The organism is Zhongshania marina (genome assembly GCF_002915595.1).
GTDB classification, from domain to species: Bacteria; Pseudomonadota; Gammaproteobacteria; order Pseudomonadales; family Spongiibacteraceae; genus Spongiibacter; species Spongiibacter marinus_B.
This window is the reverse complement of the sequence record NZ_PQGG01000029.1, coordinates 1-14,205: the sequence shown is the minus strand read 5'-3', so window position 1 is coordinate 14,205 and position 14,205 is coordinate 1. Positions and strand designations below refer to the sequence as shown.

Here is a 14,205-nt window from a genome sequence, read left to right as displayed (position 1 = left end):
TCGGTATAGACGGTTAAATTTATCAGATAGGGGTGAGGGGTGGCTTTAAAGGTTTTGCGGGCTGCGGCATATGCTGTTTTAACTTTTGGGGTGATATTAGCCTTGGCAGATCGCTTTCCGGTGATGCGTGCGGCGACCGAAGAGGCGCGTATTTTTAATGCTGAGAACGCTGATTCATTTGGCGAAGATCCCTATGTGTATACCGAGCTTAGCCTACAGAAAATAGTTGCAGCGGGCGCAGATGATTACGCCCTCATGAGTATTGACGGTGAAGAGAGGCAATTTCTGGCGGGCGATTTAGTGGCGGAGCCGTGCTTAAAGCTAAGTCGGATCTTGCTTGATGCGGTATTGCTGGACCACTGCGGAAGCTATATTTTGCTGTGGCAGCGGAGGGGCTTGGATCAGCCCGCAACGATGAGTTTGCGCCTAGACATTAGTCAAAAAGGGCAATCTCAAGAAATTAAACCACGTGTTGTTGATTTAAGGGCGGATGTTGATGTACGGCACATGGTGTCTGATTATCGCCGCAGATTGTATGATCGACCGCTTTCTTTGCTTGGGGCGATAGATGTAAAAGTCGTCGATGGTGTAAGTGGTCGTGAATATATTATCTCCGAGGGACGAGATAAGCAGATTTTTGCCGCACTTGGCCTTAAATCGGGTGATCGGGTTTTGGCTTTTAATGGTGTTGACCTGTCGCGTTATGATGCACCTACCCAAATCTACGAAGATTTAGATGATGTAAATTATTTGGCAATAAGTTTGGCCCGTGGTCAGGAGCGTAGAGTTGTGTTGCTCGACCTTGAGCCGCTGACAACAGCTTTAGATTAAAAGCCATATCATTGAATTTACTTAATATTTCCGTAGCGAAATCGGTAGTATACTTGGGCCTTTAAGCGGGGTGCCATCTTGTGGTGGGCATTCAATATCATTAATGGGTACGGAAGTGGGGGCAGTTTGTGAGCGAGTTTAATAAGTGGGAATGCGTTATTTGCGGCTTTATCTATGACGAAGCTGAAGGTTTGCCAGACGACGGAATTCCAGCAGGCACCTTGTGGGCTGATGTTCCCGAGGACTGGGAGTGCCCTGATTGCGGTATAAGCAAGTTTGATTTTGACATGGTTCCTGCCTGAATTGGCCTAAAATATGGGGCGAGTGCCGAGTAAATCGCTTTTTTACAGAAAAGTGTAGCGACACTGTGCCTCATTCTGCGGCCCTCTGTTACACTTCGGAGATTGATTAATTGCTGGGGTTAACATGATGAAAACAATAAAATTGTTTGGGCTGCTGAGTTTGGTTTTGATGGTCTCGGCATGCGCGCCCGAAGTGGGTAGTGAGGCGTGGTGCGCAGGCTTGGATAAAAAAGATATGGGTGATTGGTCTGCCAACGAATCACTGGATTATGCAAAGCACTGTGTATTTAAGTAAAACGCTTGCGATTCCGGCGCTGGATTGGGGCAGTACGGGTAATTCGATACGACAAAATTGTGACCACAAAAGTGGATTTTGGCCTCTGGTCACGATTTTGGTAAGAAAAATGTCATACTGTTCGTCTACCATTCGGCGCTTCGCGGTATTTTTGGGGTAAATCTGAGACGTGGATCGCTCTGTCATCTTAATTAAGTTTTTCCCTCCTCGCGTAGTGAATCTCGTGAACGTGCTGCTGTGGGCGGCACTATTAGCGTGTTTGGCGGGTTTGTGCTGGCAAATATCAGCATGGCTTCGCGATCCGGCTTTACCTTCCGCGGTGGTGAAGGACGACCGTCAGAGTATTTCCTCAACGGGAAATAGTGGCTCATCTTATGATGTTCAAAGCTTGCTTGGAGTGCCTTTATTTGGAGTGCCACCAGTGGGTGAGGTGGCAGCCACAGAGTCCGAAAAGGAAGTTCGCCGCAGCACCCTGAAAATTACGGTCATCGGTTTAGTGGCCGGCAATGATGAAAAAGGTGTGGCGGTACTGCGTCATGCGAATAAAACCAAGGCTTATAGCGTTGGTGAAAAAATTGAAGTGCCCGGTTCGGTGCGCCTGTTAGCGGTACTTCCCGAATACATCATTATTGAAAATAACCGTAAAAGAGAAAAAATAGAACTCGATAAGAAGGCAGGGCTCGCAGGTATTAGCAGTGCTGCTTCACCGAGTGTTGATGACAATAGTACCGTTAATTTGAATACCCCGGAGATTCGCTCTCTGATTGGCGATGCCCGTGACACTGTGCAAAATAGTCCGTTGATGCTGGCTAGATTTTTTTCGGCCAACCCGGTTAACGAAGGCGGTCGATTACTAGGTTATGAGATTAAACCGGGGCGTGATAAACGGCTGTTTGAGCAGTTGTCACTGGAGCCCGGCGATGTTGTTTTGTCTGTAAATGGTCAGTCCGTTGCCGATTTGCAGCCGCAGGAATTATTTAAACTGATGCAAAATACCACCTCGTTTGAACTGCTGGTTCAACGTGCCGACACCATACTCACCAAAAGATTTGATATATGAAATTCTTATTGCGTAAATCCTGTCTTGCCTTTGGGCTTTTCGTCGTTTTGTCCGGCAGCGTATTCGCGGAACGTTTTGACCTAGACATGCAGAATGTCGACATTGGTGAGTTTATAAACACCGTCGCTAAATTGACGGGTAAAACCATAGTGGTAGACAGTCGAGTTAAGGGCAAAATTAGTGTCGAAAGTCACCGCAAGCTAGATGCCGACGAGCTATACCAAATATTCTTGCTTCAATTAGGGGTTGAAGGCTATTCAGCCATTGAAGTAGGGGATGGCATATTAAAAGTTATCCCCAACCAAGCGGCAAAAATTGAGGGTATTAGCGTTCAGTCTGATCGCTCCTCAATGGGTCGCAGCGAGTCAATTATTACCCGTATTGCTCAATTGCAAAACGCAGATGCCGATGAATTGGTAAAGTCATTAAGGCCCTTGGTAGACAATAAGGTTGGTGTGATTACCAGCTATGCGGATTCAAATATTATTTTGATCACCGATCGCGAGTCGAATGTGCGGCGGCTTATGTCTATTGTAAATGCAGTAAACGCAGTTGATACCCAGCTGATGGAAACCGTTGTACTTGAGCATTCTTCAGCTGAAGAAGTCGAGCGCATACTCACCAAGGTCTTGTCTCAGCAAACCCGTAAACGTGGTGCGGCTAAGCCGGTGGTGGCAGCAGATCCTCGCACCAATACCCTGATTTTGTTTGGCGATGACGACGCTCGCTCTTATCTGCGGCGCTTGGTGAAAGATCTCGACAGCGAAGTTAGCAATCAGTCGAATATTCGCGTGCGCTATTTAAAATACGCTAAGGCGGCGGATATTGCGCCGGTACTAAAAAGTATTAGCGATACCTTGGTGAAGGGCGAAGAGGCCGGTAAGGCGGTCAGCAATTCCACCAGTTCTTCACTGATTAATATTGAGGCCCACGATCAAACCAACTCGATAGTGATGTCTGGTAGCCCGCACATTATTGACAATTTAGAGTCGGTCATCGGTGATCTAGATATACGCCGCGCGCAGGTCTTGGTTGAAGCTATTATTATTGAAGTGTCGGACAACCGCGCCAAGGAGCTTGGTGTTCAGTGGTTGTTTAAGGGTGATTCTTCGGGGAACACGCCGGCCGGCGGTATCAATTTTGGTGGTGGCGCATCCGGTAGCGGCAGCACACCAGGTGTTGTCAGCCTACTCGCTGGTGAAGAGGCGGCTGCGGCGGCGCTGAGTGGGGTTCGCGGTGCAGCCTTTGGCCTTGGTAAGCTCAAAGAGGGTGCCTTTAGTTTTGCCGCCTTATTGACGGCGCTTTCCAGCGATACCGAATCAAATATTCTTTCAACACCAAGTCTGCTAACCCTCGACAACGAAGAGGCGTCGATATTGGTGGGGCAGGAAATACCTGTGGTGACGGGTTCTACCGCTAGCTCAACGAATGCCAACCCCTTCCAAACGATTAGCCGCCAAGAGGTCGGTATCAAGCTGCTATTTACACCGCAAATCAATGAGGGTGATGCGGTGCAGTTGAATATAGAGCAAGAGGTGTCTTCGTTAAGTCCGTCTACCGATGCTGCGGATGTCATCACGAATAAACGAACTATTAAAACCGCCGTGCTGGTAAACGACGGTGCAACCATTGTGTTAGGTGGTTTGATTGACGATCAGGTGACCGAGCAATCTGCAAAAGTACCTTTGCTGGGCGATATTCCCTTGCTGGGTCGTTTGTTCCGCTCAGATAGCACCAGCAAAGTGAAACGGAATTTGATGGTGTTTATTCGTCCGACGATAGTTCGAGATCAGAGTACCTTGTCTGAGCTAAGCGCGCGTAAATACAATTATATTCGCGCTGAGCAGCTGGTTAAGGCTGAGCAGGGCATAAATTTATTCCCCTTCACCGACATGGCGGTGCTGCCTGAATGGGCCGGTATGGACCCATCACCTCCGGGGATTTTACCGAGTAAGCCTGTGCCGCCGCCGATGACGCCAGCTGAAGAGGCAGTGGAAAAGAAATTACTAAAAGCGCCAGCATCGGCACCGGCCGCACCATAATATGAGTCAGCCGCTAAGTTATGCATTTGCGCGTAGTAATCGCGTTTTAGTCGAAGACCGCAGCGATGGGTCTTTCGATGTTTTGTGCTGCAAAGAAACGCCTCCTTCTGCGGTAGCCGAGGTTCAGCGGGTGCTTGCGGGGCAGGTGAATTTAAAACTCTGCGATGAAAAGACCCTGCAGGACAAGATCAATGAAACCTTTCAGCGCCAACAGGGCGACGCGATGTCGGCAATGGGGGATATTTCCAGCGAAGTTGATCTTGATCGCCTAGCGGAAGAAATTCCCGAATCGCAAGACTTGCTAGATGCCCAGGACGACGCGCCGGTTATTCGTTTGATCAACGCCTTGTTCGGTGAAGCTCTGAAGCGGGATGCCTCGGATATTCATATCGAAACCTATGAAAAAACCATGTCGGTGCGTTTGCGTGTTGACGGGATTTTGCAAGAGGTATTAACCCCCAGTCGGCGTTTGGCGCCGTTGTTGGTGTCGCGGATTAAGGTTATGTCGCGACTGGATATCGCCGAAAAGCGGGTGCCGCAAGATGGTCGCGTGTCGCTGCGCATAGCCGGACGCTCGGTGGATGTGCGGGTGTCGACGATTCCATCGAATTACGGCGAGCGTGTCGTTATGCGCTTGCTCGACAAGCAAGCGGCGCGCATTGATATAAATCAGCTTGGCATGCCGGAAAAAACCCTCGCAACGCTGAAAGATTTATTGCAACAGCCCAATGGAATTTTGCTGGTAACTGGGCCAACAGGCTCGGGTAAAACCACAACGCTTTACGCCGGCTTGATGTCATTGAATGACCGTCGCCGCAATATTCTAACTGTTGAAGATCCGGTGGAATACGATATCGACGGCATTGGTCAGACCCAGGTTCACACCAAAGTGGGAATGACCTTTGCGCGGGGTTTGCGTGCTATTCTCCGTCAAGATCCAGATGTCGTTATGCTGGGTGAGGTTCGTGACCAAGAGACAGCGGAGATTGCTGTGCAAGCCTCTCTAACTGGCCATATGGTTCTTTCGACATTGCATACCAATACCGCTGTTGGCGCGGTAACGCGTTTGGTCGACATCGGTGTAGAGCCGTATTTGATTGCGTCAAGTTTAAAGGGAGTGGTCGCGCAACGATTGGTTCGTAAGCTGTGCCAGCACTGTCGTCACGAAATTACCCTAGATAAAACCGAAGCCCGTTTACTTGGCGATCCGAGCTTAGAAGGCCAAAAAGCCTACAATGCGGCGGGTTGCGATGAGTGCCAGCATACTGGTTACAAGGGGCGTCAAGGGGTTTACGAACTATTGGTTGTGGATCGCGAAGTGGCGGAGCTGATTCATAATCGCGCCAGCGAACAGGATATTCTACGTAAGGTTGGCAATGATATGCCCTCATTAATGGGTGAGGGGCGGCGCTTGGTACTAGCCGGTCAAACAAGTCTTGATGAACTGTTGAGAAGTGTACGAGAGGGCGGTGATGCCGGCCTTTGAATATCGCGCACTCGATGCCAGCGGCGCCAATAAGAAAGGTATTATTGAAGCTGACTCTGGGCGCCAAGCTCGTCAATTATTGCGCGATCAGCAGTTATTTCCATTAGATGTAAAACAAACCCGCGAAAAAACCAAGGCGGCAAATGCCCGCCGCAGCTTTGGCGGCTCCCGCGTTAGCATTGCCGATTTGGCCTTGTTTGTTCGCCATTTGGCGACGCTTATCCAATCGGGTATTCCCCTGGAAGAGGCCTTGGCCGCCACCGCGAAACACACCCGCAAAGCCTATTTAAAGAGGGTGATACTAGACCTGCGCGCGAGGGTCTTAGAGGGGCATTCCCTAGCGGATGGCTTGAACGAGCACCCCCAAGTATTTAATCCCGTGTTTAGAGCATTGGTGAGTTCTGGTGAAAAGTCTGGGGATCTCGGTTTAATTCTCGACCAACTTGCCGATTACACCGAAGACAGTCAGAAGCTGCGCGGTGTTATTGTGCAGGCGGCGATGTATCCAATAGTGTTGTGTTTTGTGGCGCTGTCCGTTATCGCCGCGCTGATGACCTATGTTGTACCCAAAGTCACCGCCCAGTTCGCCCACTATGATCAAGCCCTGCCACTGCTAACCCGTATTCTTATTACCCTGAGTGATGGTCTGGCGGAGAACTGGCATTACATGGCGATGATTATTGTCGCTTTAGTCTTTGCAGTTAAATGGTGGTTGAGTTCGCCGGAGCGGCGTTTGAGAGCCGACAAAGCGATTTTAAAAGTCCCGCTTTGGGGGCTGCTAATGTTGGAACTAGATTCATCGCGAATGCTCAGAACATTGTCGATTTTAATGTCTTCTGGCGTCCCGTTTTTAGAAACATTAAAAGTTGCCTGCGACACCTTGGCCAACCAACATTTGAAAAAAAGTATGGCGACGGTGCGGGAGCAGGTGCGCGAGGGCAAGAGTTTTAGTCGCTGCCTACAAGACGAAGCTGAGTTACCGCCATTGGCGATTTATATGATTGCCAGCGGCGAAGCCAGTGGCGAAATGGAAGCAATGACCCAGCGCGCGGCGAGTAATTTAGAGCGGGAATTGCAGGCGCGAGTGCAAATGTTTGTCAGTTTGTTTGAGCCCTTGTTGATTGTGGTGTTGGGGGGCGTTGTGTTGTCTATTGTATTGGCAATCATGTTGCCAATACTGCAGTTGAATAATCTCACCCAGTTTTAGGAGGTTTTGTCAGTATGTTGCTTAATAAATTTAATAGAAAATCCCAGAGTGTCGCTGCCCCCGCTTGGCAGGCAAAAAAGCAGCGTGGTTTTAGCTTGTTAGAAATCATGGTGGTGATTGTCATCATGGGTTTGCTGGTTGCCGTGGTTGCGCCAAACGTACTGCAAAACCAGGATCGCGCTATGGTTGAAAAAGCCCGTGCAGACATTTCTGTGTTAGAACAAGCCCTAGATATGTACAAGCTAGACAACCACGTTTACCCAACAACGGATCAGGGTTTGCAAGCTCTGGTAAAGCGTCCTGATACAGGGCCAACGCCAAAAAATTATCGTAGCAATGGTTATATAAAGCGTCTGCCAGAAGATCCGTGGGGCAACCCTTACGTATTTATTCAGCCTGGTGAGCACGGTGCTTTTGATTTGTACTCAACCGGCGCAGACGGGGAAGAAGGCGGTGAAGAACTTGCCAGCGACATCGTTAACTGGCAGGAATAATCGAGGCTTTTCACTTCTAGAGTTAATGGTCGTGGTGTTTATTATCGGCCTGCTCAGTGGTGTTGCTGCGCTAACACTGCCATCGAAAGATGGCGGTGCATTGTTGTATGAGCAGCGTTATAAATTAATAGGCAATCTTCGCAGTGCGCGGGCCGAGGCGGTATTTAGTGGCCGCAGTTTAGGTTTGGCGTGGGAACAGCAACGCGGACGTTTTTATGTGCTCACCGCCCAAGGCTGGCAAACGATTCAGCAGGGGGGGTTGGCCAAGGAAGTTGTCTTGGATGAACGCGTGGATTCAGTTATTACCGTTGGTGGCGAGCCGATAAAAAGCGCATCAGAAGATAGTGGCGCTAGCGAAGACAGCGAAGGCCAAGAAACAACGCCGCAAATAATGTTTCTTGGTGATGGGCAGATTTCTCCCTTTGAATGGCGCTTGTCATCGGCGGGAGCGGAGTCTTTGGTGTTAGACGAACAGTTAATGGTTGAGCCCTAATGCGCGTGCTGTCTAACTCTTGTTCTCAACGCCGAGCTTGCCGTAGCAGAGGTTTTACCCTCTTAGAAATTATGGTGGCCTTGGTTATTTTTGCAACTGCGGCGGTGGCGCTAAGTAAAAGTTTAACGGAAAGCGCGGGCAGCGTGGGTGCGATAGAACAACGTCAGTTTGCCGACTTGGTTGCCCATAACGTTTTGGTTGAGATTTTGCGCGACGGTTACGGCAATGATAATAGCGGCAAAGTGAGCTTGGCTGGTTTTGATTTCCGCTGGCAGCGCAGTGTGGAACAAACCCCTCATCCCGATATTCGTCGGGTCGATATTGAGGTGTTTTTGAGCTCAAGTAATGACACGCTTGCCACACGCTCGGCGTTTCTTGGGAAATGAATAAGCGAATGCGCAGCGGGCGCCATCAAGGTTTTACCCTCGTAGAATTGTTGATTGCCGTCGGCATTATGGCTTTGTTGGGCACCGTTGGTGCGCTATTGCTAAATTCTTCGCTGGAGAACCAAGCAGCAATAGAAAAGCGGCAACAGGCACTTGAGCGAGTTGCCTTGGCCTTAACGGTGTTTAGGCGCGATGTGGAGCAATTGATTCCTCGTATTCCTCGCGACGAGCAAGGCGATCCTATGCCGGCAAATATTGTTGCGGAGCAAGTCGGCGAAGACAGTGAATTGGAATTTGTACACGGCGGTAGACGAGTATTACCGGGGCGGAGTTTGGGGAGCACGCTTGAGCGCGTGCGCTATGTGCGTGAAGAGAAAGAGTTAATTCGCTATAGCGCAGCGGTTGCTGATCCAGCGGGGAATACCACTTGGCAGCGTCAGGTCGTATTAAATGATGTCAGCGAGTTTGTAGTGGAGTTGTATGATGGCAATCGCTGGTCGGTGTTTTGGCCGCCCAGCACGCAGGTAAACGCGACGCAACCGCGCTCACTGCGGATGACGGTGTCTACCGGCGTATGGCCGGATGTTCAGCTAAACGTGCTGCTGCCGGAGTTATCGCAATGAAGGGGCGATATACCCAGCGCGGCGCAGCCTTAATGATGGTTTTGCTGATAGTCGCTATTATGGTGATATTGGCGGTGGGCTTAACCGACGGTGTGCGGTACAGCAGTCAGAGGCTGTTAAATCAACGCCTGATGGATCAGGGGTATTGGTATGCCCTAGGCGGTGAGCGGATAGCAGTATTTGCCCTAGAGGATAGCTCGGGTGATCCAGTCAGCGCTTTAAATCAGGACTGGGCTAGAAAAGATATTGTGTTTCCCATTGAAGGTGGCTCTATTGCGGGCCTCATCACTGATGAGCAGGCATGTTTTAATTTGAATTCGCTGTATCGGGCGGAGCCCGCAACGGGGGCAGCTGACGATGTGACTGCGGCGGAGCAAGTGTTTACGGCACTGTTAGAAAATTTGGAGATTTCTCCGCAGCGAGCCGAATTTATTATAGGCCGCACACAGGATTGGATAGACGAGGATTTTTCGCCTGAAGGCATTTACGGTGCAGAGGATTTAACCTACACCGCCTTGGATTATCCGTATTTGCCGCCAAATGGCTTGCTCGATTCCACGAGTGAAATGGGATTGTACGCAGAGTTTGAAGAGGACGAGCAGAAGCGTATCGCGCCCTATGTTTGCGCGCTGCCAGAAGTGAATACCGCCATAAATGTAAACACCTTGGCGCTTGATAAGGCGGCACTACTCGCGGCGGCGATAGGCAATATCATCTCGGTAGAGCAGGCTAGCGCGGTATTAGAAAGTCGCCCTGAAAATGGTTGGGCAGATGTGGCAAGTTTTGTAACGGCTCTAAATTTGGCGTCCGAAGAGACTATGCCAACCACGCTGCTACAGGGAATTGGGGTGAAGTCACATTATTTTAGAGGCTTGGCGGATGTATTTTACGAACAGCGTCAAATGCGTTTGTTCAGCCGCTTAGTCGTGAAAAACGGTAAAGCAATTGTGTACGCCCGCGAGTATGGAGAAATTTTTTGACTGCGTTGTTGCTAATAGATTTACCTTTGACACCTGATGCGCCGGTTGCTTGGTTGCACTGGGACAAAGAGCGCGCCAGCGTCATTGCTGAAGGTGTACTGGCGAATGTGGGTGAGCTTGCCAGTTTGGCAGATCGGGCCGAGGGTCAAGCCTGCTATGTGCTGATATCTGGCGAAGTCGTGAGTGCACATCGCGTGGTGCTGCCAAAGGGTGGTCGCGTTGGTTTGTCGGCCTTGCCCTTTCAGCTTGAAGACAAGCTGTGCAGCGACTTAGACAGTGTTCATATTGCCACGGGCACGATTAAAGCAAATCAAGCTGCAGATGTGCTTATTCTTAGCCGAGATTTGGCTGCATATTGCTTAGACGTGCTGCGCAATAGTGGGCTGCGCATAAAAGCTTTATTACCGGACTATGCGGTGCTGCCAGAAAATGCGGTGGTGGTAGCCGAACATCAAGTGGCGGCAAATTTTCACGCCAAGATTGCCGGCATGAATACGGCAAATTTTTCGGTTTGGCAGCAACTGGCAACGGCGGGTGAACAGGCAGATCAAGATGTTCAATGGTATTTCGGCGGTGATTGCCAAGCTGAGCTAGTCGAGCAAGCTCCCGCAAACGCTATTCGCTGCAAGACCCGCTTACAAGCTTTGGCACGCAACTTTACACCGTGGTCGCTGTCTTTGCTGAGCGGTGATTATTTATTGAAAGACGAGAGTGGCGAAGCATTTTCTCGTCTGCGCTGGCCGCTAATTTTGCTAGCCAGTTTGTTACTTGTGCATTGGTTAGGTTTGGTGGTGCAGACCCGCACCATGACTCGTGAAGCAGAACTTCTCGATAAAGGCATGGTTGAGATCTATCAGCAGGCTTTTCCTGGCGCAAGGGTCGTGAATGCCCGCAGCCAAATGCGCAGTCAGTTGAATGCATTAGAAAGTGTTGGTAGTAGCGGCGCTATGATGCCGTGGTTAGATAAAGTGGCGGCTGCGACCCGTGGTCGCAGCGATATTAGCCTTAGCCAACTTAATTATGAAAATGATCCACCGGTAATGAAACTATTAGTGAAAGCCTCGTCGTATGCTCAGATCGATCAATGGTTGGCCGCGTTAAAGGCGCAGGGCCTGGATGTCGATCGCGGCGCCTTCGGACAAGAAGGTAATGGCATTGCTGGACAGATAAGTATTCGGGGAGCAGCGCAATGAAATTAATTGATCGCCTCCTAGAAGGACGAAATGAGCGCGAGCGCCAAATTTTAATTATCGGTGGCATTTTAGCGATTCCACTTATTATTTGGATGCTGATTTGGCAGCCTTTGTTGAAAGCTAACTCTGCCGCCGAGACCAAGCTCGAGCAGCGCCGTAACGCCTACGCGTGGATGCAGCAAGCCGCCTCACAAATTCAGTCGATGCGCGGTTCTGTTCCCCAGTCGGCGGCGCTGTCTGGTTCACCTCAGCAGCAAATAACTGGCGCGGCTGCGGCGTTGTCAGTCAATATCAATCGCATAGAACCTCAGTCTTCGGGGCGATATAGCGTGTGGGTGGCTAAGACCGACTACAGCAGTGCTGTGCAATTTATTGAAACATTATCAGTGGCGGGTATGACCTTATATTCAGCAAATATTACCTTATTGGACAGCCCAGGTAGCGTGTCGCTTAGAGCATCATTAGGTGTGGCCGAATGAAGCGCAGTGTATGGATTATTTTAGGAATTGCATTTTTTCTGGTTTGTTTAGTGGTTGCCACACCCGCTTGGATTGTGCGCGATATTATCGTTAAACAGCAACCGGCAATGGCGGTAGGTAATGTTAGCGGGCGAGTCTGGCGGGGCGAGTTAGATGTGGTTCAGTACCAAGGAATCACCCTTAGCGGAATTCGTTGGACCTTGAATCCTATAGGCCTTATTAGCGGCGTACCACTGGCTATTGCCGTGAACGAGCCGGTGCAAGGCGAGGGCGATGTTGGTATAGGCCGCGAACAGACCTTGCAGCTTCGCAATGTGAATGTAGAAGGGCAGCTCGCAAGACTATTAAATGCGATGAATTTCCCTAGCATGGGGTTTGATGGTGGTATTTCGCTGGCCTTGCAAGAGGCAAAAATTAATGCGACCGGTTGTATATCAATTGCGGGAACGATGACTCTAAACGCCTTGTCTGGCGATATTGAGGGGGTTGATAGTATTGCCCCGGTCACGGCAAGTTTGAGCTGTGAAAATAAGCGAATTGTTTTGGCTATAGACGAAAATAATTCTGCCAAGGTGCGTGGCACAGTGAGAATTTCGGTTAATGGGCAAATGAACGGACAGCTGATGCTGTCGCCTGCACCCGCTACGCCATTATTTAATAGTTTGACTCAGTTCATGGGGCGTCCTGCAAACGGTAAGGATTTTATACTGCGTTTGTAAGCGTGCGAGAATAGGTTCAAAAAAAAGCCCCGCAAATTTTTGCGGGGCTCAGACTGCTGACAAAGTCCTCGCCAAAGCGCGAGGATTTTTTATAATGGGGCATGCTAAATACTCGACCGCAAACCCAATCCTCGATGGAGTTCGTCTGTATTGACGAGCTAGTCCCCTCAGACCACCTGCTGCGCAAAGTCGATAAACATATCGATTTCAGCTTTATTCATGATCTCGTCAAAGATCTCTACTGTGCTGATAACGGGCGACCAGCTTTAGATCCAACACTACTCTTTAAGATGTTGTTAGTTGGCTACTTATTCGGTGTTCGCAGTGAGCGCCAGCTGGTTCGCGAAGTGCAAGTGAACGTCGCTTATCGTTGGTTTTTAGGTTTAAACTTAACGGACAAAATCCCAGATGCCTCTACATTTAGTCAAAATCGTCGCAGGCGGTTTAATGAGTCAGGTGTATACCAACAAATCTTTGATGAAATCGTTTTGCAGGCAATATCAAAACGACTGGTATCAGGAAAGCACCTCTTCACCGACTCGACCCACCTAAAAGCCAACGCCAATAAACACAAGAAAACCAAAGTTCAGGTCGCCGCCTCTCGTCAAGATTACATGGATGCGCTTGATAGCGCTGTAGAGGAGGACAGATTACGCCACGGAAAAAAGCCGTTAGCGCCGACAACGAAAGCGCCAGTCACCAGAGAAATAAATAAAAGCACTACCGACCCCGACAGTGGCTACATGGTACGAGATGAAAAGCCTAAAGGGTTCTTTTACTTAGATCATCGAACAGTCGATGGTAAATGCAACATCGTTACCGATGTTCACGTTACGCCGGGGAATATCCATGACAGTGTGCCTTACCTGAAGCGGCTAGACCGGCAAATTAAGCGCTTTGACCTACCAGTAGAAGCAGTAGGACTAGATGCGGGATACTTCACCTCAGCCGTTTGTAAAGGCATTGAAGATCGAGGACTGTACGGTGTAATGGGCTATCGCCGCCCCACGCATAAGAAAGGTTATTTCTACAAACGTGAATATCAATACGATGCCGATAGCGATACCTACAAGTGCCCAGCGGGTCAACAGCTCATCTATAAAACCACTAATCGGGAAGGTTACCGCCACTACCAGTCAGATCCACGTATTTGCCAACACTGTGAGCATCTATCACGCTGTACCAGGAACGCAAAGCAGGTAAAAACGGTTACCCGCCATGTTTGGGAAGCGAGCAAGGAGCGGATTAATCAGCACAGGCTAACATCAGAAGGGAAAGTTATTTATAAGAGGCGAAAAGAAACCGTTGAGCGAAGTTTTGCAGATGCAAAACAGCTTCATGGTTACCGCTATGCACGTTATAAAGGATTAAACCGTGTTCAAGGCCAATGTTTATTGGTAGCTGCCGCCCAAAACATTAAAAAGATAGCACTGATGGCAGCGTAGGCCATTTTGTCGTTTAAAACCTCTGAATTAGCACCCTAAAAGCCGACTAGAAGGCGATTTAAGCACCTTGGTGATTAATTTGGGGAATCGCCTAAATTCTATGCCTGTGTGAGAACGAGCCGTAGAAACGACAAACCCCAGTAAAAATACGGGGGTTTGTCAGGGATCTG

At 49.5% G+C, this 14,205-nt stretch carries 16 protein-coding genes; all 16 read left to right on the top strand.

All coding sequences use genetic code 11. The features are described from left to right. Nucleotides 1–39: 39 nt before the first annotated feature. The 16 genes from C0068_RS12310 to C0068_RS12235 all read left to right on the top strand — a co-directional run bounded on the left by C0068_RS12310 (nt 40) and on the right by C0068_RS12235 (nt 14,035). On the top strand, nt 40–831 hold the full coding sequence (locus tag C0068_RS12310) for a hypothetical protein (protein WP_103684775.1): 792 nt from the start codon (nt 40–42) through the stop codon (nt 829–831). Nucleotides 832–959: 128 nt separating this feature from the next. Next, entirely contained in the window at nt 960–1,133 is a 174-nt protein-coding gene (locus C0068_RS12305) for a rubredoxin (protein ID WP_103684774.1), read from the top strand. A gap of 124 nt (nt 1,134–1,257) precedes the next feature. After that, the gene (locus tag C0068_RS12300; protein ID WP_233208807.1) at nt 1,258–1,428 is read left to right on the top strand and encodes a DUF3012 domain-containing protein; all 171 of its coding nucleotides are present in this window, start codon (nt 1,258–1,260) and stop codon (nt 1,426–1,428) included. A 223-nt stretch (nt 1,429–1,651) separates the two neighbouring features. After that, nucleotides 1,652–2,488: a type II secretion system protein N gene (locus C0068_RS12295; protein ID WP_158249987.1), complete on the top strand. Its 837-nt coding sequence runs from the start codon at nt 1,652–1,654 to the stop codon at nt 2,486–2,488. Then, a complete protein-coding gene (gspD, locus tag C0068_RS12290; protein WP_103684772.1) occupies nt 2,485–4,530 on the top strand; it encodes a type II secretion system secretin GspD in 2,046 nt (681 codons plus the stop codon). The genes C0068_RS12295 and gspD overlap by 4 nt, the downstream gene beginning before the upstream one ends. Before the next feature lies 1 nt (nt 4,531). After that, a complete protein-coding gene (gspE, locus tag C0068_RS12285) occupies nt 4,532–6,016 on the top strand; it encodes a type II secretion system ATPase GspE (RefSeq protein ID WP_103684771.1) in 1,485 nt (494 codons plus the stop codon). Next, nucleotides 6,003–7,223 (top strand): type II secretion system inner membrane protein GspF, encoded by a 1,221-nt coding sequence (gspF, locus tag C0068_RS12280; RefSeq protein ID WP_103684770.1) that lies wholly within the window; start codon nt 6,003–6,005, stop codon nt 7,221–7,223. Before gspE ends, gspF begins: the two co-directional genes overlap by 14 nt. A 14-nt stretch (nt 7,224–7,237) precedes the next feature. Beyond that, the gene (gene gspG, locus C0068_RS12275) at nt 7,238–7,717 is read left to right on the top strand and encodes a type II secretion system major pseudopilin GspG (protein WP_103684769.1); all 480 of its coding nucleotides are present in this window, start codon (nt 7,238–7,240) and stop codon (nt 7,715–7,717) included. After that, nucleotides 7,677–8,210 carry a type II secretion system minor pseudopilin GspH gene (gene gspH / locus C0068_RS12270; protein ID WP_146047890.1) on the top strand — a complete coding sequence of 178 codons (534 nt, stop codon included), beginning with the start codon at nt 7,677–7,679 and terminating at the stop codon, nt 8,208–8,210. Before gspG ends, gspH begins: the two co-directional genes overlap by 41 nt. Beyond that, nucleotides 8,210–8,596: a type II secretion system minor pseudopilin GspI gene (gene gspI, locus C0068_RS12265; RefSeq protein ID WP_103684767.1), complete on the top strand. Its 387-nt coding sequence runs from the start codon at nt 8,210–8,212 to the stop codon at nt 8,594–8,596. Before gspH ends, gspI begins: the two co-directional genes overlap by 1 nt. After that, nucleotides 8,593–9,219 (top strand): type II secretion system minor pseudopilin GspJ, encoded by a 627-nt coding sequence (gspJ, locus tag C0068_RS12260; RefSeq protein WP_103684766.1) that lies wholly within the window; start codon nt 8,593–8,595, stop codon nt 9,217–9,219. Before gspI ends, gspJ begins: the two co-directional genes overlap by 4 nt. Then, entirely contained in the window at nt 9,216–10,199 is a 984-nt protein-coding gene (gene gspK, locus C0068_RS12255) for a type II secretion system minor pseudopilin GspK (protein ID WP_158249986.1), read from the top strand. Before gspJ ends, gspK begins: the two co-directional genes overlap by 4 nt. Next, a complete protein-coding gene (gene gspL, locus C0068_RS12250) occupies nt 10,196–11,392 on the top strand; it encodes a type II secretion system protein GspL (RefSeq protein WP_103684764.1) in 1,197 nt (398 codons plus the stop codon). Before gspK ends, gspL begins: the two co-directional genes overlap by 4 nt. Continuing rightward, nucleotides 11,389–11,871 carry a type II secretion system protein M gene (locus C0068_RS12245; protein ID WP_103684763.1) on the top strand — a complete coding sequence of 161 codons (483 nt, stop codon included), beginning with the start codon at nt 11,389–11,391 and terminating at the stop codon, nt 11,869–11,871. The genes gspL and C0068_RS12245 overlap by 4 nt, the downstream gene beginning before the upstream one ends. Then, on the top strand, nt 11,868–12,590 hold the full coding sequence (gene gspN / locus C0068_RS12240) for a type II secretion system protein N (RefSeq protein WP_103684762.1): 723 nt from the start codon (nt 11,868–11,870) through the stop codon (nt 12,588–12,590). The genes C0068_RS12245 and gspN overlap by 4 nt, the downstream gene beginning before the upstream one ends. Nucleotides 12,591–12,691: 101 nt before the next feature. Continuing rightward, a complete protein-coding gene (locus tag C0068_RS12235) occupies nt 12,692–14,035 on the top strand; it encodes an IS1182 family transposase (protein ID WP_103682823.1) in 1,344 nt (447 codons plus the stop codon). Nucleotides 14,036–14,205 lie beyond the last annotated feature (170 nt).